The following is a 17,987-nucleotide window of genomic DNA, read 5'->3' on the forward strand; positions in this document are numbered from 1 at the left end:
GGGGCCGTCACGGGGCTTTCGGGCGGTCTGCGGGCTCGAATCGGGTGACGTAGCGGCGCTGCCACGGGGTCTCGACCGCCTGTTTCGCGTAGTGCTCGCGCACGTAGGCGACCGCCTGGTCGTTCGGCATCCCGTCGAGCACGGCCAGGCAGGCCAGGGCGGTGCCGGTGCGGCCGCGCCCGCCGCCGCAGGCGATCTCGACGCGCTCGGAGGCGGCCCGCTCCCACGCCTCGCGCAGGGCCTCGGCGGCAGCCTCGCGATCGGTGGGGAGCCGGAAGTCGGGCCAGCGCACCCACTGGTGCTCCCACTCGACCTGCGGCGGGCGCTTGCCCAGGAGGTAGAGGGCGAAGGTGGGTCGCGGGCCGGGCGGCAGCGGGTGTCTCAGGCCCCGGCCGCGGACGAGGCGGCCCGAGGGCAGGCGCAGCACGCCGGCTGCGGTGGGCTCCCAGATCATGCCGCGAGGCTAGCCGTCCGCCGCGGCCCGGCCGGAGGGCTTCATCGCAGGGCGAAAACGGCCTGCTGCCCGGCCTGGAGGTTCATCGACGGCGGCAAGCCGGAGTTCCTCCGGGCCAGGTTGTGCAGGGGTCGGGGTCAGAAGAAGGTCACCGAGTGGTCGTTCAGGCGGTGCCGGTTGACCCACCAGAGCACCGCCTGGGCGCCGAGCAGGAGCGGGAGGATCGGCAGCGCCATCATCGAGAGCTGACCGATCGTGCTGGGCTCCGCCACCGAGCCCAGCAGCCTGCCGGCGATCAGCGCCCCGACGGCCGGCGGCACAGAAACGGCGGCCACGGCCGTCGCCGCGAATGCCCGGCCGTCGCGGCCGGCCCTGAGGGCGAGCCAGGCCACGGCGACGGAGGCCGGGCCGGCGAGGCCGAGGACGAGCGCGACGGGAGTGACACCGGCCGGCGCCACGAGCGGGGCCGTGCCGATGAGTGCCACCAGGAGCACGAGGACGAGGGGCGCCAGCCGCCCGGCCGTGCGCCTGGCCCGGTCGCGCAACTCCCCCGTGGTGCGGGCGGTGAGGAAGGCCGTACCGTGCAGGGCGAAGAGCGCCGGCACGGCGACAGCGCAGAGCAGCGCGTACGGACTGAGCAGCCGGAGCCCTCCCTCCCCCGGAACCTGCACGGCGTTGCCGAGGAAGAGCCCGGCCGAAGCGGCGAACACCACGCTCGCCACCGCCTGCGTCGTCTCCCATCGTGCCCGCCAGGCCCGCCCCGGCCGCCGCGCGCGGAACCACATCGCCGCGTCCCGCACCAGCCAGGCGGCGACCATGACGACGATCACGGGATACGCCACCGTGAACAGCCTGGCCTCCGCCTCCGGGAACGTCACCGCCAGCACCCCCGCGAAGGCGATCAGCCAGACCTCGTTGGCCAGGAAGAACGGCCCGATCGCCGCGACCACCCGGCGCCGGGCCGGCGCGTCGCCCCTCAGTACGCCCAGGAACATGCCCGCGCCGAGGCTGAACCCGTCCAGCCCGTACCATCCGCCCAGCAGCAGCCCGACGACGACCAACCAGACGACCTCCATCAGCGCTCCTTGGCCAGTTCTGCGGTGGCGGACTCGTCGGCCTCTTCGGGTTCGCCCAGTGCCCGCCCGAGGAAGAGGGACGCCGGGCCCCTGCGGGCGATCCGGCCGATCAGCACGTACCCGACGATCACCAGCGTGACGTAGAGGGCGGTGAAGACGATGAGCGAGGCCAGCACGCTCGTGGCGCTCACCGTCGAGACGGCCGCGCTCGTGGGCAGGACGTCGTAGATCACCCAGGGTTGTCGCCCGACCTCGCGGACCAGCCAGCCGAGAATGACGGTCAGGAAGGGGAGCGGGATCGTCCAGACACCGATCCCCAGCAGGAGCCGGCGCCGCTCGATCCGGCCCCGCCCGAGCAGCACGATCGGGACGAGGGCGAAGAGCACGTAGAGGTAGGCGACCGACAACATCACCGTGAGGGCGATGGGGACCCAGAGGGGAGCCAGGTAGTCCCCCGGGCCGTGCTGGGCGATCATCTCCGCCTGCGCCCGTTCGGCCTCGGCGCCCGCCGCCAGCTTCGTCGGCTGGTTGCGCACGACCCACAACACCGACGCGTCGCCGAACCCGATCGTGAAGAAGGTGGCGACGTACCCGACGGTGAGGCCGAGCCGCATGGAGGTACGGAAGAAGCGCACCTCACCGGTGCCCCGGCGGAAGTGCCACGCGCTCACCCCGGCCATGAGGAACCCGCCGACCATGAGGGAGGCGGGCAGGATGTGCCCCACGGCGAGGAGGGCGGCGGGGTTGCCGAACACCGCACCCGCGTCGACGATCCGCAGCGCCTCGCCGTCGTTCCGGAAGCCCACGGGGTTCTGCAGAAATCCGTTCGCGACGACGATGAGGTACGCGGAGCCGATCGCCGCGGCGGCGACGACGTAGAACGTCAGCAGGTGCAGCACCTTCGGCATCCGCCCCCAGCCGAAGATCCACAGTCCGAGGAACGTGGACTCGACGAAGAACGTGTAGAGCGTCTCCATCGCCATGGGCGCCCCGAAGATCTCGCCGGCGAAGTGCGTCAGGCCGCTCCAGTTGAGGCCGAACTGGAACTCCAGCAACAGCCCCGAGATGATGCCGAGGCCGTAGTTGACGAGATAGATCTGCCCCCAGAACTTCGTCAACCGTTCGTAGTGGGGCTCACCCCGCACGACCCAGACGGTCTGCAGGAACGCGATCAGTGGCGCGAGACCGAGTGTCAGGGCGACGAACAGGAAATGCATGCTCGTCGTCAGCCCGAACTCCAGCCGGGCCAGGGAGAGCGCGTCCATGCCTCAGCGCCGGGCCCGCCGGAACACCAGGAACTCGATCAGCAGCCCCAGCGCCGCGCCCCCGCCGAAGGCGATCAGCTCGTCCAGCCCGAGACCCTGGTCGCGGTCGATCAGCAGGGTGACGACCACGTTGCCGACGATGATGCCCGCGATGATGAGGACAACGAGCCGCACCGTCTGCGAGACCGACCCCTTGACCTGGTCCTCACTCATGAATGCCCCTTCCTGACGCCTGATATGTAGGCAGTCTACATATATAGCCCAGCGCCACACACCTCCCCGAGAACGGAAAGCGCCTTGCGACCCGCCCGCGGGTTGATGGATGTCGGCGACGGGAGGGGACAAGTGTCCGAGTGCGAAGAGTGGGGGCACGATCGAGGACGAAGCCGTCGCCGTTCAGTTCGGTGCCGTGTCGGTCCACTCCGTGACCTCGTACGTCTCGTACTCCGACACCTCGCCAGGCTGGTGGAAGCGGTCCGGCCGGCTCCCCACCGTCAGGCGGCGGGGCCGGCCGTCGTCGCCCGGCGGGAGGTTCCGGGAGCCCCGGGGTGGGGTGGCCACGAGGTCCCGCATGGCCAGCAGCGTTCCGTCGTCGGGGTTGATGATCCACTGGCGTCGGTAGGTGCCCAGTTGCTCGGGGGCGGTGGAGAGGCCGAGGGGGATGGTGGTCTCCAGCGGGAGGGATACCACCACTCCGGGGCGGCCCAAGGGATCGGTCGTCCTGCCCTCGACGCGGACGCCGGGCAGGGTGGCGAGCATCCGGAACGCGGCCGCCCGCACCTCCGGCGGGACGGGTGCCCCGGCCAGCAGCGCGCCGGCCACGTCGCTCAGGGCCCGGACGCGCTTGTCCTCCGGCAGGGCCCGGATCGGCTGCCTCGTGACCTTCGGGGCGTACGCCTCCCAGTCGCCCTCGATGTTCAGCAGGGCGTTCTCCAGCTGCTCCGGCTGGGTGGGAAGGGCGGCGAGCTGCCGCGGTGTCAGGCCGAAGAATCGTTGATCGGCGACCCTGCGGCACGCCGGCTCCCCTTTCGCGGCTTCCAGGAAGAGGGTGCGCTGTCCCTGCGGGGTCGGGACCCGTACCTTCATGGGGGACCCCGCCTCCTGCCATTTCCGCCTGTCGTGGGCGGTCCACGGGCGGGCGGGCAGGTCCTCGTGGGTGAGGCAGGCCGCGCCGCTCCGGCCGGTCCACGTGTCGTACCGCATCCTCGACTCGACCTTGTAGTGGTCCGCCGCGCTGTCGCCGACCGCGTAGATCTTTCCGGCGATGCGGGTGGTGTGCCAGTACGCGCCGAGCGGACCCTTCCGTACGTTGGCGGCGGCCACCAGCAGGGCGTTGCCGGGCGCGCGAGGACTCTCGCTCGACCGGGTCGGCCGGTCGCCGGGCGGCGTCAGGGGGACGGCGGCCATGGTCCCCGCGACCAGGGCGGCCGTCGCGATCGCGCTCACCAGGGGGATGCTGAGCGTGCGGCGGGTGCGGGGCGGGGGGACGGATCGCCAGTTCGTACGCAGGGCGAGGTGTTCGGGGGGCTCCTCGCGGGCCAGGGTCGTCCGCAGTTGCCGGAGCGCGTCGAGCTCATCCATCGTGATTCTCCCCGGGTAGGGCTTTGCGGAGCTTCGTCCGAGCCCGATGAATCTTGGCCTTGACGGTGCCGAGGGGCAGCTCCAAGATCGTCGCGATCTCGGCGTACGACAGCTCACCCCAGGCCAGCAGCAGAACGGCGTTGCGGTCCTGGGAGCTCAGTGAGGCGAGCGCCTTCGCCAGGCGAGGGCCGTACGCCGCGGCGGCCATCCGGTCGCTGACCAGCTCGGCGACGCCGTCCTCCGCGGGGTCCACGCCCGTTCGGGCGAAGGCCCGGTACATCCGGGTCTCCTGCCGGTGGTGCTTGGCGATCAGGTTGCTGGCGATGCCCCAGAGCCACGCGGCGAACTCCGCCCGCCCGTCGAACCGCCCCCGCTGCCGGAACGCGGTGGCGAACGCCTCCGCCACGACGTCATCGGCGAGCGCGAGCCCGAGGCGGCGCTTGAGGTAGGCGTGGAGTCGCGGCGCGTGGCGGCGGAACAGTTCGCCGAACGCCTCGGGATCCTCCAAGGAGGCGGCGACGATTTCCGCGTCGTCGAGCTTCTCCGCGGGCCGACTCACCACTCTCGCCGTAGCCATGGGGTGGTGGGTCCCTTCATGGGCGCTTCCTCCGTGTTGAAGGTGCTGGTCACCTTCTCTATCCCGAAGGGGGCTCGCGGGTTGCGTTCCTTCGTGGGGCCGCGTGGCAGGCGGTCATCCGCCCTGTGTGCCGTACCAGCGCCACTCGGTGAGTCGCGGACGGTCGGGAAGGGCTACGCGGCCGGTCGCCCACAGCAGGACCACCCAGGCGTCACCGTCGATGGCGACATGGGGAAAGAGCGTCCTCAGCACCCGCTCGCACAGCTCCCTCGGCGGTGACCACTCGACGTTCAGCCCCTGAGCGACGTCATGGGTGTGGACGAGGGTCTCGACCACGCCCATCGCGGCGAAGCCCGCCGGGTCCGACGGGCCGAAGACGTGGTAGGCGACGGTGGTCGAGGGGGCGGTGCGCAGGACGGACGTGAGCAGGCCGGCACACGCCTCCACGATGGCCATGAGGCCCTCGGGGCCCGCGGCCCGGTCGACGAAGATGACGTTCGCCGGTCCGCCGGACCGGTCGCTGCTCGTCCGGAACGGCAACAACGCGGACATCGGCGGCTTCGCCGGCCCGAACCTCGCGGCATAGGTGAACAGGTCGTCGGCCAGATGTTCGAGCGTCTCCCAGCACGTCCACTCCAGGGTGCCGGCCTTGGCCTCCCACGCCTGGGGGTCGGCGCCCCACAGAGCGTCGATGGCCAGCATGACGATTCGACGCACGTCCTCTCCGTCGACCGCCGTGTCCGCGCTGCGCATGCGGAGGATCGTAACAACGTGGGAGCTTCTGGTCTGGCCGGTGCGACCGTCAGGTGCGGCAGGTGCGGAGCATGTTGAGCAGGGCGGTCCTCTCCTTCCGCGTCACGAACAGCCGGTAGTGGTGCTTCACCGTGATCCACGAGGTCGCGTAGCGGCACCAGTAGGCGCGGCGCGGCGGGCGCCAGCTCTGCGGGCCCTGGCCGCCCTTGGCGATGTTGGCGGAGTGGCTGACGGTGATCAGTTCGGGGCGGGCGAGGTCGTTGGCGAAGGCGCGGCGCCGGGCCGGGCTCCATCTCTTGGCGCCGGAACGCCAGGCGTACGCCAGTGGCACGACGTGATCGACGTCCACCAGCTTCTCGCTCTTGAGGCGCTTGCCGTCGTACGGGCTGTACCAGATGCCCTTCACCGGGTGGCAGGCGGCGTTCCTGCGGACGCGCCGCCCGTCCCGCGCCAGGACCGTCTCGCGGATGTCGCACTTGCCTTTGTGGTGTCCCCACAGGGGCTGGAACCGCTTGCGGCTGTAGCCGCGGATGGATAAGGGCTTGGCGACCTTCAGCTGGGCCAGTTGGCGGGCGGCCAGGGCCGCGGCGCGGGATCGCTCGTACGGCTCCGCCGCCGCCTGCCCGGCGGCGAGGACCACGGTGATCGGACTGATCAGAAGAGTGAGTACGACGACCTGGACTGCCCGCGTCAGAAGGCTCGCGCTTTTCCCCATGCCTAGCGACATCCCCGCGGGCGCCGATGATATTCGGCCGCCGTTGCGGGAGGTCCAGCTCGACGCCGCGTTCGACCAGGACCCGCTTATCGTTTATCATTGTTATCGATGGTCGATATACGAGCGAAGGAGCCGGCCATGGCCAAACCACCGACGAGCATCCGGATCCTCGAACTGAGCGTGTGGCTGGGACTGGCTTTCGCCATGGTCGTGCTCCTGGGCGCCATCTACGCGATCTTCAGCGAGTCCAGGACCAGCACGCGTTACGTCTCCACCGACATCTACGCGAACGTCACCACGGCCGACGCCCAGGCGCCCCTGGCCAGCAGCCCTCCGGGCACCGTCAGCCTCGTCAGACCCGCCTTCAACGCCACCTTGACCATCACCGAGCCGACCCCTTGGCAGAGCTTCCTCCTGATCCTGCCCGAGCTGCTGCTGACGCTGCTGCTCTGTGTCGTCGCGGTGTTCCTTCTCCGGCTGATGCGCAGCTTCCACACGGGCGATCCCTTCACGCCGAAAAATGCCACAAGGCTCGCCGTGATCGGCTTTCTCGTGCTCGGCATCGCCGCGATCCCAGGGGTGGACGAATGGGTCCTCCGCATGCTCGTCGCCGGCACCCCGCTGCGGGGAACGGCCCTGCACGCCGCGGAGGACTACCGCTGGGCCATGTTCGTCGGGTTCGGCGTCCTCGCCCTGGCCGAGTTCTTCCGCCAGGGCAGCAGGCTCCGCGCCGACCTCCAGGGTCTGGTCTGATGCCACCCGAGGACGACCACCGCATCACCGTCCACCTGGACAAGCTGCTGGCCGAGCGCGGGCTCACCCTGACCGAGCTGGCCGAGCGGGTCGGTGTGACGATCGTGAACCTGTCGATCCTGAAGAACGGTCGTGCGCGGGCGATCCGCTTCTCCACGCTCTCCGCGCTCTGCCGCGAGCTGGACTGCCAGCCCGGCGATCTCCTTCACTACGATTCCCTCGATTCCCCCGACTCCCCCGATTGACCGGAGCGATCGAGCGCCTTCGCGGTGAGCGCTCCGCGCCCGCCCAGCCGCCACCCGGCCGCCACCCAGCAGGCGCCCCACAGCAGGAAGAACGGCGACCACAGCAGCAGATCCCAGCGCGCCAGTTCACCAGCCAGTGCCGCATGCCCGGGCGGTGCGGGACGTACCCCGGTCAGCAGCAACGTGTCCCCGACGAAGCCGAACCCCACGACCCCGACAGCCCGGGCGATCATGAAGATCCCCAGCGTCCATGTCACCGCGAGCAGCAGCCGGCGCGGGACGACCGCACCCCAGGGCCGTACGGTGGCCAGCGCGACGATGATCCCGGCCACCGCGGCACCCGCCAGCAACCAGTGGCTCGTCACGAACAGCGGATCACGGGCGAGCAGCCGCTCGCGCAGCCCAGGTGGCAGCGGATCCTTGTCTGCCAGCGCGCCGGCCCCCAACGCCTGCGCGAGCTTCATCGCTCCGTAGACCGCGGAGCACACCGCCGCCCCGTACGCACCCAGCCCTGCCCCATCACACCGCGCCCCATCACGCCACGCCACGTCTGGTCCTCACCACGTAGGACCTGACCGTCTCCAGGGACAGCCCGATCGCGACCGCCCCAAGAACCCCGTGGTACCACTGCCACCCCACGCCGATGCCGACGAACGCGTCCACAGCCATGGTCCCCCCGCCACCGACCACGGCCAGCAGCATCACGCCCAGGACGAACACCATCAACCCTCTCGGCACCCTGCGCCCCGGCGCCGTGACCGTGGCGACGGCCACACAGGCCGCGAGCACGCCGGACGCGCTCGCCAGCCACTGGCCCACGGCCGCGTCCATGAAGTAGCCCGCGGTCTCGGCCGCCGACACGGGCGGCCCACCGGGAAACCCGAGCCGGGCCTGCAGGGCGAAGGCGGCCTTGCCGGCGGCGTACCCGAGGAAGAGCACCGCCAGCGCGTACGCCGGCCAGCGTCGCGAACGTACCTGTGGACGAACGGAATCAGCCATGCCTGCGACCGTAACCACCGCACGCGCGACCGCACTCCCGTGCAAGGGGGAGGCACCTCCCCTGTACGGGGGAATTGCCGCCACGTCCTGGCTACTGGACGTCCAGGCGTCCAGGCGTTGCGTGGCCGGCGGCCGGTTCACGACGGGGTGAACGACCGCGGCCGGTTCACGGTGAGGTAGATGATCGCGGCCGTGAAGCAGAGCAGGGCGGTCCAGTCGTTGAGGCGCAGGCCGAGGAGGTGCGGGGAGGGGTCGATACGGAGCCACTCGATCCAGGCGCGACCGGTGGTGTAGGCGGCGGCGTAGACCGCGAATGTCCGGCCACGGTCGAGCCGGAATCGCCGTTCGGCCCAGACGACGAATCCGGCCACGGCCAGGTTCCACAGCGACTCGTACAGGAAGGCCGGATGGTAGGTGGCCGTGGACTCCATGCCGGGGGGCCGGTGGGCGGGATCGATCTCCAGCGCCCAGGGCAGGGTCGTCGGCCTGCCGTACAACTCCTGGTTGAACCAGTTGCCCCAGCGGGCGATCGCCTGGCCGAGCGCGAGCCCGGGAGCGACGGCGTCGGCGAAGTCGCGTAACGGGATGCCCCGTCGACGGCAGGCGAGCCACGCGCCGACCGCGCCGCCGGCGACGGCGCCCCAGATGCTGATGCCGCCCTCCCAGATCGCCAGGGCGCGCAGCGGTTCCCCGCCGGGACCGAAATACTGCTGCCAGGCAGTGGCCACGTGATAGAGGCGGGCGCCGACGAGGCCGAACGGCACGGCCCAGGTGGCGATGTCGCCGATCGTGCCGCTTTCGCCGCCGCGAGCGACCCAGCGGCGGCGGGTCACCCAGATGCCGACGAGGACGCCGAGCAGCATCAGGAGGGCGTAGGCGCGGATCGGGATCGGGCCGAGGTGCCAGACGGCCTGGGTGGGGCTGGGGATGGCGATCACGGGATCGAGTCTGGTTCCGGTACGGCGACGCGCACATCGAGCGGTCCGCCGATTCACTGATCAGTCGACTGGTTGATGGCGGGCAGACGGGCAGCTGATTATGTTCAGCGGTGTGGAGACCTGGGAGCGGTCGCGGCGCCGGTGGCAGCATGCCTTCTTCGTCTCGTGGCTGGTGCTCACCTCGGCCGGGCCCCTGACGGAGGCCGGCCAGGTGCTGCCGGTGGTGCTCGTCGCCGGCCTGGCCGTCTGGTACGCCGTGTGGTTCGTGCTGCGCACCCCGCCCTTGGACGACGTGCCGCTGCCGTACGTGCTCGGCGGCGGGCTGATCTGGCTGGGGCTGTTCGCGATCGACTCCTCCTTCCTGGTGGTCGCGCTGACCGTGCTCGTGCCGTACTGCATGGACGCCGTGCGGGTCGGTCGTGTCGCGGTGGTGTCGTGCGCCGGTGGCTGGCTGTGGCATCGCTTTCACGCGACCGGGGCGGTCACCTGGAGCGAGATCGCCATCGCCAGCCTGATCGCGATCAGCACGGCGACCGCGGTCGGATACTTCAGTTCGGTGTCGCGACAGAGCGCCGAGCGCAAGCGGCTCATCGAGCAGTTGCAGGCCGCGCAGGAAGCGCGGGCGGCGGCCGAACGGCAGGCGGGTGTGGCGGCCGAGCGACAACGGCTGTCCCGTGACATTCACGACAGCCTGACCCAGGGGTTCGCGAGCGTGGTGATGTTGCTGGAGGCTGCGCAGGCCACCCTGCCCGACAACAGGCATCTGACCCAGGCGTTGCGGGCCGCGCGGGAGAACGTCGCGGAGAGCCGCCGGGTGGTACGCGCCCTGCGGCCGGGCCAGCTCGACGAGTGCGGCCTGCCGGAGGCGCTGCAGGGACTGTCCGGCCGCCTGTCGGACGAGACCGGCGTCGACGCGCACACCGTGATCACCGGTACGGTCCGGCCGCTGGACGCCCAGGTCCAGGAGGAACTGCTGCGCGTGGCGCAGGAGGCGGTCGCCAACGCCCGCCGCCACGCCCACGCCGGTCAGGTCACGCTCACCCTTTCGTACATGGAGGATCTGATCGTGCTGGACGTCCACGATGACGGCGACGGCTTCGAGCCCTTACGGGCTGCCTCCGGACACGGCCTTTCGATCATGCGGGAGCGCATGGAACGCCTCGGCGGCACCCTTCTCGTGGAAAGTGCCCCAGGGGCGGGCACCACGGTCGTGGCCCGCCTTCCGGCGGTGGCGCTGAGCGGGGCACGATGACGATCAGGGTCCTGATCGTCGACGACCACCCAGTGGTCCGCGACGGCATCCGCGCGATGCTCGGCACCCAGGAGGACATGGAAGTGGTCGGCGAGGCGATCTCCGGCACGGACGCGGTACGGCTGGCGTGCGCCCTGCGGCCCGACGTCACACTGATGGACCTGCAGTTGCCCGAGATCGACGGCGCCACGGCGACCAGCCGGATCCGTGAGCAAGACCCGGACGCCAAGGTCATCGTCCTGACCACCTACGACACCGACGGCGACATCTCCCGCGCCATCCACGCCGGAGCCATCGGCTACCTGCTCAAGGACACCGGTCGGGAGCAGCTGTTCGACGCGATCCGGGCAGCGGCGCGAGGCGAGAGCACCCTGTCGCCGCCCATCGTGACGCGGGTGCTGTCGTGGGCACGCGCCGACGCGCCCGACACGCTCAGCGGCCGGGAGATCGAGGTCCTCGGCGCGGTCGCCCAAGGGATGAGCAACAAGGCCATCGCCGGACACTTGTGCATCAGCGAGGCCACGGTCAAGACCCACCTGCTGCACGTCTTTGCCAAGCTTGGCGTGAATGACCGAACGGCCGCGGTGACAGTCGCCGCTTCCCGCGGCATCATCCGGCTCGGCGGTTAGCGGACGACGACCTGCCCATTCTCTCGGCACTTGCCGCCGACCGGCCGGGCTACGAACCATGGCGGTCTTTCCGCATGCCGGGCTGAAGGGCTGAAGGGCTGAAGGGCTGAAGGGCTGAAGGGCTGAAGGGCTGAAGGGCTGAAGGGCGAGCGAACAATCTGAGCGTCAGGACGGAAACCACGCCCCCGCACTGCAGATCTGATGATTGCCTGTGTGGCGATCGCGAACCGGCTTCCTCTGTACACCTGCAATCCCAAGGACTTCAAAGGCCTTGATCACCTGCTCACCGTAGTTCCGGTGACCCGTCCGCAGTAGGCCGGAGCGTGAATGGAAACGCTCAAGAAGCGGCAGCGGCGGTCGAGGGTTTCGTGCAGGTTGACTGCTTGAGCTGCGATGCCTTTGTGGATGTAGTAGTAGTCACGGGCGCCATTCAGGTCGTCGAGCAAATCGTCCGGGCACAACTCGTACAGGTCTCCCCACCAACGACGCGTTGTAATCGGCCATGAAAATTCTTGGTCGGCGGCCACATGAGTCCGGGCCGATGGCCATGCGGGTCCTGACCGGCGGCCATCGGAAATCCTGGTAGATGGCCAAGGAAATCACTCGCTCGCGCCCCTGTGCCGCAGTACGGTCTAACACTTGGCCGGATTGGAGAGGAAACCGCAATGAGCTCCGCCACCTACGTCGAACCTGCTGAATCCGAACCCGAGATCGCGCTGGTCGGCGGTGACGTCACCGAGGGCGTCGTGCGTGTCGGCGACACAGTGCGGCGTCCGGTCGGCTTCAACGCTCCGCTCGTCCATGCCTTGCTCCGCCACCTGGAGGCGGTCGGGTTCGCGGGTGCTCCGAGATTTCTGGGCATTGACGCGGCCGGACGTGAGGTGCTGACGTTCGTCGCCGGCGAGGTCGCCGGACGGCCGAGGCCTGCGTGGATCGCCGACGAGGCGCGGTTGGCTTCGGTCGGCCGCCTCGTCCGGGCCTACGACGACGCGGCCACCGGTTTCGTCCTCCCCGAAGGGGTCCGGCCCTTCTCGGGGCTCACCGAGCTCACCGAGCAGCCGGACATGCCGCCCGCACCGCCCTATCCAGCCGAACTGGTCGGGCACATGGACTTCACGCCTGACAACATCGTGTTCAGGGACGGCGAGGCAGCTGCGCTCATCGACTTCGACCTGGCCAAGCCGGTCTCCAGGGTCGATGAGGTGTGCAACGCGATGCTCTATTGGGCTCCGCTGGGTGATCCCGTCGACGCCGATCCGCTGCTGCAGGACGTCGATGCGCCGCGTCGCTGCCGGATCCTCGCCGACGCCTACGGGATGTCGGATACGGATCGGTCCCGGCTCGTCGAGGTGGCCGTGCTGCGGTCAAGGCGGGCGTGGTTCTCGATGAAGCAGATCGCCGAGACCCAGGGCGGGGGTTGGGCGCGGATGTGGCAGGAGGGCGTCGGCGATCAGATCAAGCGGCAGGAGGCGTGGTTGGAGCGAAACGGCGCGGCGATCGAAACGGCCTTGACCGCCCCATAGGTTCGTTCGCGAGGGGAGCAACGACGATCTCACCGGCATCGGATGAGCGCTATCGAAACTCAGTGACATCGATTTCGCCCTGAAGGGGCCCGCCCGGCAAGCAGACCTACTCCTCACCCACGAAAGCCAACCGCCAGGAAGCTACCTGGCCACCCAGCAGGAGTTCTGACGACCACCGACCTGGATCACGCTGGCCGCCCACCCGGAAAACCTCGTGTCCGTTCACACGCGTCTTGTTGTCCCAGATCCGGTAACCACCGGGAACGCCTCTGGCAACGTAACGCCTCCTGCCCATGCTTTCGTCACCCTGCAATCCGCTGGTTCACAGCTCAGCGATCAACCACGTGACTCAGCGAACCAGGGTGAGGAACGAACCCTGGATCGTCGACTACTCCCCAGCACGTACGGTGGCCGACCATGCCCTGGCGATCGTAAGGGCCGCATCCGTGCGGCGGCGTGGCGGCCCCAGTCGAAGAACTCGGTCAATACGGCGCGGCGGCAGACGTTCGGCGCACGCCGGCCGTACCAACGAAGGCGCAGGCGAAGCCTGCGCCTCTCAAATAAGCGGGTCTGAGCGAAGCGAAGGCCTACAGGGGTCGAGGCTCCGGCTCGACCGGAAGCAACGGCTGAGCCCTGTGCGCGAAAGCGCCCCATGGGAAGACCGTTCTGCGCGCCGGAGGCGCGCCCCAGGAAGAACAGCCCGAGCGATAGCGAGGACCGCTCGGGGCGGGCATCAGCCAGCCCACCGTGTAACCAGGCAACGGGTGGGTGAGCCCGGCCCACCTACCCGACCCCTTCGATGGTGGAGCCTAGGAGATTCGAACTCCTGACTTCCTGCTTGCAAACGTGGGCCAGTCACCACCTGAAACCCCCATCCCGCAGCTCAGAGAGCAGTTCACGACTGGCGGCGTGTGCTCGTGTAAGGCCCCGTTGCTGTACTTCTCTGCTGTACAGCAGACCACAGCGACCCGCCTGTCCGGTGGCAAGCCGACCCGGAGCGCAGGGCCGCCAGGCCCGAGCACCGGAAGCGGCGCGGCAGCCCGAACGTCCGCTTTCCAGGCGGAGCAATCGTCCTGCTCAGCTAGTCGAGGCCATAGTCAGGCGAGTGCGGATGGTGGCGCGATGCGTCGGCGCGTGAGGACGTTACTGTCGCTACGACCTTGCCACCGATGGTCTGATCAGAGTCGAAGTCAGCAATCGTCCGATTCACCATCTTTCACCTTCCTGTTTGGTGGCTCAGATTTCTCCCTGATTCCTCCACTACGCGTGGAATGTCGCTAGGTTTTCATGAGCGATCCAAGAACATGCTGTATGATTTGGTCATGCTAAAGAAGCGTATTCAGCTATCTCCTACAGAAGAACTTGCCAGAGCTAGCATTGAGCAAACCCTCGGGGTTTCGGTTGTCCAGCATGATGATCAGTCCAGAACAAGCATGCACGACTTGCGGATCATTTACCCGGATCGCCCGCCCGCCCCGGTCGAAGTCACTTCCGATGTAGACGGTGAAGCGCTTGGGACCCTGAATAGCCTTCCAAAGTTTGATGATGGCTTTTGGGAGGCACCTAGCCTGCGTAACTCGTGGATTCTTCATACAATCTCGAAGCCACCGTTGAAGCTTTTGCACAAACAGGCGGAAGGCCTCTTGTCCACTCTAGAGAAATGGAACGTTTCGAGGTTTGACGAGTGTCAGGTGCAGACATGGGATGTCGACCGTCGTCATGGAGTAGTGGGGGCTCAGCACCGAGCCAACACTGCTCGCCGACTCCGCGCTCTGGGAGTCCGTAGCGGTGATGCGATACCTATAGGACCCTATGGCCCGCGGATCGGCTTAATGATGGAGCTCGGCGGTGGAGTCTGGGATTGGTCAGCCGACGCTATAGTGCAGTGGATAGACGCCTTTATGGCGGATACAGCCAATCAGGACAACCGATCGAAACTCGCTTCTACGGAGAGCGTCGAGGCACATCTAGCTGTTTACGCACACATGAACAGCGTTGATTGGCCTGTATGGCGATCTCTCGAAGATCACACAGAGCTCGCTACTGTCCCTACGATGCCTCCTACTCTTGTCGCCCCCATAACGCACCTATGGCTCATCCCAGCACCGTGGCACAAGACCGGAATAGCGTGGGATAAGAAGCGAGGTTGGTACCGATTTTCGCTGGCAATTTGATTGAGACTCCGGTTCTGTGGGAGCACCTCGTCCTTGACGTGCTACTCGCGTCGCTTGCACCCGCTACCTCAAGCGTTCAGGCGATCCGGAAGCTGCGGGTGGCTCCTTTACTCAGAAGTTGAATCCGTCCAAGGTAGCTGTAGAGCATCGAGCGGAGCTCGAGAGAGACTGAGGCGCAGGTCAGCCCGATTGAACGGCAGTCCCGAAACAAGAAGAACACGAACATACCCATCTAGTACTTCTATCAGGCCAATCGGGACGCCAGTAGAAAGCGGAAGCATCCAAGCGTTAGCGAGAATCTTATCGAGTTCGTCCAACCTAGCGGGAAATAGGGTGTGAATCTTCCATGGTGGAACATCCCGGTATTGAGTGCGAAGGGATCGCCCACCCCGACGCGAAGGGATTCTTTTTCCTGCAAGCTCTAGGGCGCGTAGCACCATCAACTCACATACGCCCATAACTAGAGGTTCAGGCTTCCCTGCAGAGATATCCGCTGGCCTATGAATCATTTTTCCTGCCTCCCCTTGGGGTAAGTGTAACTCTGATCAATATCCGCATCCAGACTCCACTTAATCTGAGCTATACCCGTGAATGATTCACCATAGTGGTGCGTGAGCTTGCTGGCCGCGCCGGTACACAAGCGCTGGCCGTGTGCTTGTCGCGGCATATCGCGCTGCGCCTGCTGCTACGTCTGCCGCTGCCACCGATGTAGGTGCCTCGCGTGCTGGGCGTGGACGACTTCGCGCTGCGCCAGCGTTACACCACCATGCTCATCGAGGCCGAGACCCACCGGCCGCATCGACGTGCTGTCCGGCCGCACTGCCGATGTCCTGGAGGCCTGGCTGCGTGCCCATCCTGGGATGCAGGTATCTGCAGACGGCGTCGAGCCCGGACTGCTTCATTACGAGTCAAGCGGAGAGTCGTGGTCGAGAGCCGGCGCCGCTGCTCAACCGTGTGACGCCGTACGGGACAATCAGGCTGGGTGAGGCGGCGTTGCTGTACTTCCCTGCTGTACAGCAAACCACAGCAACCCGCGTGACCGATGGCAAGCCGACCCGGAGCGCAGGGCCGCCAGGCCCGAGCACCGGAAGCGGCGCGGCAGCAGCATTTATTAGGTGGCCTTGATCAGATCGGTGAGCTCGGACCAACTAATGGCGACTGCTGAATTTGATGGAATCACGTCCATCCGTCCGAGCGCTGCCGCCCCAGAATGGATGACCGTAGAATATTGATTCTGCGTGCGCTGATAATATGCCCGCCTATCCTTACCTTCTCCCATCCAAGGCGGAAGTCCTCCCCCTCTTTAGGCAAGGGTGGATTCTCGATTTTTTCTATGAGCTCTTGCAGAGAAGCAGCTGGCAGAAGCGCCTCAACCAGACGTAGACTCGTTGAGGGAATATCCGATTCTGTGACTCTCGAGTCCAGGTAGCGGGCCGTCCCAACAACCCAATTCCAGCGGACGCTTTGAAAGTCTGGCCAATCGCCAGGAAATTTTATCTTGACCGTCCCGTCGATCTTGGCCCGAAGTCGCTCTATTTGCGCCCTACCTTTATCGATCGCATCTTCCTGCTTGCGTGCGTCACCCAGAGTCCGGGCGTCAACTGGCCATTTGGCTTCAACTATTAGGCCCCGCTTTCTGCTAGCATCAAGGGCGACTATATCGAGATCGCCCAGTTTTTGATTATTTGCGCTTAGGATCTTTACTCCCTCGGCCACCTGAGCACCCGGCACCTCGCGCAGGCGAGTTGCCCATCTAGTGCATAGGCCACCTAGGGCGACTCCCAATCTTCCCGAACTTGACGGATCGGCCGACGCTGCCCGAAGAACCATTCGCTCAACTAGCGAATCATGCAACAAGTGGGGTGTCATAATAATATGGTCAGCCCATGAAAGAAGTGGGGCAGAGAAAGGCGATCGGCCGCTCTCGCCCGAATAGGTTACTATATCAAGGAAGCGCGCAATTTTACTGCTGCCATTATTGTAGCGAGCCATCATCCGCTCGAGATCGCTCCTCTTGAATGCCGGATTAGCCATCTCAAGACTTGGATATCGAATAAATACCTCGGCTCCAAGCTCCGAGATTCCTTTGATTGTGGCAAGCAACGGGATCAATTCTTCAAGGGTTAGCCCACCAAGATCAGTGGTTCGCGGAACCTCCCAGTGCTGATTCTGCAGGCGATTCTTCGCACGTTGGACGAATATTCCCATGACCCATCGGGGAACGGTCTCCGAGTCTCGCGAACTGAAGGAAGTCATGCCGTTCAGAAACCTGAGCGCAGGTGCTATATCGGGACCGAAGTCCGTCGTCGGCTGTGCAAAGGTATCGATACCTTCCAAGAGGATGTCTAGAACCTCCATTCGCGGATTGCTAAATGGATCAACCCAGAAGCCGCGCCTATTTTGTGATATCTTCGCTCGCCCCGACCTACCTCCCTGCAGGGCAATATCGACAACTTTCCAATTGCGTGCCATATCAACCGCATCGGTTATTTCTGGCCCCAGAAGTTCCCGTCCTTCCGAATACTGATCGCCAAACTGAAACGCCCATTCCGCCAAGCGAGCTGTAGTAGACGCCCACCTGCCTCCAACTTCCCCATCGTCACCGATAGGACCGCCGTTCCTGACCCGTTCAATCTTTTCTGCGAGTCGCCTTTTAGACACCTCGGCCAGAACGCCAGGAAGAGCAGAGCGCCCCCACCGCCAGACCTCCAAGTTCGCTGGAGCGGACTGCGCGATATCTCTGATTCGCTCGAACGGCGATTGGGTCGTCATCTCGACACTCCTAGAACTTGCTCTTCTCCGCACGGACATCGCATACGATGAATGATGACCGAATTGAGCTTGCCAGCGCCAGCCATTAGTCTCGAAGATCCATTTGGCTGTAGCGCAACTGATCTACTCGACGGACCGCCCCCTGTTGGAGTCACAGCCTCACGGGATATGGCGGAATCGAAGTGGCAAGCCCCCATACAGTGCGGGGCGGTGCGGACCGCGACCGGCCGAAGAGCCGCAGCGCGGCCCGCGACCGCCCGACGCGCGGCAGGCCGCCGTAG

18 protein-coding genes and 1 pseudogene are annotated in these 17,987 nt (G+C 66.7%); 6 read left to right on the forward strand and 13 right to left on the reverse strand.

What is annotated here, in order from left to right; translation table 11 throughout:
* Positions 1-7: 7 nt before the first annotated feature.
* From AB0J69_RS00960 to AB0J69_RS00995, 8 genes are all read right to left on the reverse strand, one after another.
* Complete coding sequence (locus AB0J69_RS00960; protein ID WP_364111445.1) at positions 8-454, reverse strand: protein-tyrosine phosphatase family protein; 447 nt, start codon at positions 452-454, stop codon at positions 8-10.
* Between the two features lie 137 nt (positions 455-591).
* The gene (locus AB0J69_RS00965; protein WP_364111447.1) at positions 592-1,530 is read right to left on the reverse strand and encodes a cytochrome d ubiquinol oxidase subunit II; all 939 of its coding nucleotides are present in this window, start codon (positions 1,528-1,530) and stop codon (positions 592-594) included.
* Positions 1,530-2,795, reverse strand: coding sequence for a cytochrome ubiquinol oxidase subunit I (locus AB0J69_RS00970; RefSeq protein WP_364111449.1), 1,266 nt, complete (start codon positions 2,793-2,795; stop codon positions 1,530-1,532). Before AB0J69_RS00970 ends, AB0J69_RS00965 begins: the two co-directional genes overlap by 1 nt.
* Before the next feature lie 3 nt (positions 2,796-2,798).
* Positions 2,799-3,008 (reverse strand): hypothetical protein, encoded by a 210-nt coding sequence (locus AB0J69_RS00975; RefSeq protein WP_364111451.1) that lies wholly within the window; start codon positions 3,006-3,008, stop codon positions 2,799-2,801.
* Between the two features lie 183 nt (positions 3,009-3,191).
* The gene (locus AB0J69_RS00980) at positions 3,192-4,376 is read right to left on the reverse strand and encodes a CU044_5270 family protein (protein WP_364111453.1); all 1,185 of its coding nucleotides are present in this window, start codon (positions 4,374-4,376) and stop codon (positions 3,192-3,194) included.
* Entirely contained in the window at positions 4,369-4,935 is a 567-nt protein-coding gene (locus AB0J69_RS00985; RefSeq protein WP_364111455.1) for an RNA polymerase sigma factor, read from the reverse strand. Before AB0J69_RS00985 ends, AB0J69_RS00980 begins: the two co-directional genes overlap by 8 nt.
* Positions 4,936-5,067: 132 nt before the next feature.
* A complete protein-coding gene (locus AB0J69_RS00990; protein WP_364111457.1) occupies positions 5,068-5,706 on the reverse strand; it encodes a maleylpyruvate isomerase N-terminal domain-containing protein in 639 nt (212 codons plus the stop codon).
* Positions 5,707-5,755: 49 nt separating this feature from the next.
* Entirely contained in the window at positions 5,756-6,421 is a 666-nt protein-coding gene (locus AB0J69_RS00995) for an HNH endonuclease family protein (protein ID WP_364111459.1), read from the reverse strand.
* Positions 6,422-6,559: 138 nt separating this feature from the next.
* Here AB0J69_RS00995 and AB0J69_RS01000 point away from each other — a divergent pair, with 138 nt between their 5' ends.
* A complete protein-coding gene (locus AB0J69_RS01000) occupies positions 6,560-7,174 on the forward strand; it encodes a hypothetical protein (protein WP_364111461.1) in 615 nt (204 codons plus the stop codon).
* Positions 7,174-7,419: a helix-turn-helix transcriptional regulator gene (locus tag AB0J69_RS01005; protein ID WP_364111463.1), complete on the forward strand. Its 246-nt coding sequence runs from the start codon at positions 7,174-7,176 to the stop codon at positions 7,417-7,419. The genes AB0J69_RS01000 and AB0J69_RS01005 overlap by 1 nt, the downstream gene beginning before the upstream one ends.
* On the opposite strand, the gene AB0J69_RS01010 is transcribed toward AB0J69_RS01005, so the two are convergent.
* The 3 genes from AB0J69_RS01010 to lgt all read right to left on the reverse strand — a co-directional run bounded on the left by AB0J69_RS01010 (position 7,383) and on the right by lgt (position 9,356).
* Positions 7,383-7,883, reverse strand: coding sequence for a DUF3995 domain-containing protein (locus tag AB0J69_RS01010; RefSeq protein ID WP_364111465.1), 501 nt, complete (start codon positions 7,881-7,883; stop codon positions 7,383-7,385). The two genes, AB0J69_RS01005 and AB0J69_RS01010, sit on opposite strands and share 37 nt — an antisense overlap.
* Before the next feature lie 70 nt (positions 7,884-7,953).
* Positions 7,954-8,418: a hypothetical protein gene (locus AB0J69_RS01015; protein WP_364111467.1), complete on the reverse strand. Its 465-nt coding sequence runs from the start codon at positions 8,416-8,418 to the stop codon at positions 7,954-7,956.
* Positions 8,419-8,555: 137 nt separating this feature from the next.
* Positions 8,556-9,356, reverse strand: coding sequence for a prolipoprotein diacylglyceryl transferase (lgt, locus tag AB0J69_RS01020; RefSeq protein WP_364111469.1), 801 nt, complete (start codon positions 9,354-9,356; stop codon positions 8,556-8,558).
* A gap of 112 nt (positions 9,357-9,468) precedes the next feature.
* On the opposite strand from lgt, the gene AB0J69_RS01025 reads away from it, so the two are divergent.
* On the forward strand, positions 9,469-10,608 hold the full coding sequence (locus AB0J69_RS01025) for a sensor histidine kinase (RefSeq protein WP_364111472.1): 1,140 nt from the start codon (positions 9,469-9,471) through the stop codon (positions 10,606-10,608).
* Entirely contained in the window at positions 10,605-11,237 is a 633-nt protein-coding gene (locus AB0J69_RS01030; RefSeq protein ID WP_364111474.1) for a response regulator transcription factor, read from the forward strand. The genes AB0J69_RS01025 and AB0J69_RS01030 overlap by 4 nt, the downstream gene beginning before the upstream one ends.
* 275 nt (positions 11,238-11,512) lie before the next feature.
* Here AB0J69_RS01030 and AB0J69_RS01035 read toward each other — a convergent pair whose 3' ends face one another.
* Positions 11,513-11,764: a hypothetical protein gene (locus tag AB0J69_RS01035; RefSeq protein ID WP_364111476.1), complete on the reverse strand. Its 252-nt coding sequence runs from the start codon at positions 11,762-11,764 to the stop codon at positions 11,513-11,515.
* 138 nt (positions 11,765-11,902) lie between these two features.
* On the opposite strand from AB0J69_RS01035, the gene AB0J69_RS01040 reads away from it, so the two are divergent.
* Both AB0J69_RS01040 and AB0J69_RS01045 read left to right on the forward strand, forming a co-directional pair.
* Positions 11,903-12,760, forward strand: a complete 858-nt coding sequence (locus AB0J69_RS01040) for a phosphotransferase (RefSeq protein WP_364111478.1) — start codon at positions 11,903-11,905, stop codon at positions 12,758-12,760.
* Positions 12,761-15,538: 2,778 nt separating this feature from the next.
* Positions 15,539-15,902: pseudogene (locus tag AB0J69_RS01045) on the forward strand (hypothetical protein); the annotation flags it as partial.
* 208 nt (positions 15,903-16,110) lie between these two features.
* Here the strand turns inward: AB0J69_RS01045 and AB0J69_RS01050 are convergent.
* On the reverse strand, positions 16,111-17,706 hold the full coding sequence (locus AB0J69_RS01050) for a hypothetical protein (protein ID WP_364111480.1): 1,596 nt from the start codon (positions 17,704-17,706) through the stop codon (positions 16,111-16,113).
* Positions 17,707-17,987 lie beyond the last annotated feature (281 nt).

The sequence above is a fragment of the Nonomuraea sp. NPDC049709 genome, assembly GCF_040674815.1.
Lineage (GTDB): Bacteria > Actinomycetota > Actinomycetes > Streptosporangiales > Streptosporangiaceae > Nonomuraea.

Excerpts from the sequence above, each read along its gene's own strand:
- AB0J69_RS00960 (WP_364111445.1), bottom strand. The coding sequence starts at position 454 with ATGATCTGGGAGCCCACCGCAGCCGGCGTGCTGCGCCTGCCCTCGGGC.
- AB0J69_RS00965 (WP_364111447.1), bottom strand. The coding sequence starts at position 1,530 with ATGGAGGTCGTCTGGTTGGTCGTCGTCGGGCTGCTGCTGGGCGGATGG.
- AB0J69_RS00970 (WP_364111449.1), bottom strand. The coding sequence starts at position 2,795 with ATGGACGCGCTCTCCCTGGCCCGGCTGGAGTTCGGGCTGACGACGAGC.
- AB0J69_RS00975 (WP_364111451.1), bottom strand. The coding sequence starts at position 3,008 with ATGAGTGAGGACCAGGTCAAGGGGTCGGTCTCGCAGACGGTGCGGCTC.
- AB0J69_RS00980 (WP_364111453.1), bottom strand. The coding sequence starts at position 4,376 with ATGGATGAGCTCGACGCGCTCCGGCAACTGCGGACGACCCTGGCCCGC.
- AB0J69_RS00990 (WP_364111457.1), bottom strand. The coding sequence starts at position 5,706 with ATGCGCAGCGCGGACACGGCGGTCGACGGAGAGGACGTGCGTCGAATC.
- AB0J69_RS00995 (WP_364111459.1), bottom strand. The coding sequence starts at position 6,421 with ATGGGGAAAAGCGCGAGCCTTCTGACGCGGGCAGTCCAGGTCGTCGTA.
- AB0J69_RS01000 (WP_364111461.1), top strand. The coding sequence starts at position 6,560 with ATGGCCAAACCACCGACGAGCATCCGGATCCTCGAACTGAGCGTGTGG.
- AB0J69_RS01005 (WP_364111463.1), top strand. The coding sequence starts at position 7,174 with ATGCCACCCGAGGACGACCACCGCATCACCGTCCACCTGGACAAGCTG.
- AB0J69_RS01010 (WP_364111465.1), bottom strand. The coding sequence starts at position 7,883 with ATGAAGCTCGCGCAGGCGTTGGGGGCCGGCGCGCTGGCAGACAAGGAT.
- AB0J69_RS01015 (WP_364111467.1), bottom strand. The coding sequence starts at position 8,418 with ATGGCTGATTCCGTTCGTCCACAGGTACGTTCGCGACGCTGGCCGGCG.
- AB0J69_RS01030 (WP_364111474.1), top strand. The coding sequence starts at position 10,605 with ATGACGATCAGGGTCCTGATCGTCGACGACCACCCAGTGGTCCGCGAC.
- AB0J69_RS01040 (WP_364111478.1), top strand. The coding sequence starts at position 11,903 with ATGAGCTCCGCCACCTACGTCGAACCTGCTGAATCCGAACCCGAGATC.
- AB0J69_RS01050 (WP_364111480.1), bottom strand. The coding sequence starts at position 17,706 with ATGACGACCCAATCGCCGTTCGAGCGAATCAGAGATATCGCGCAGTCC.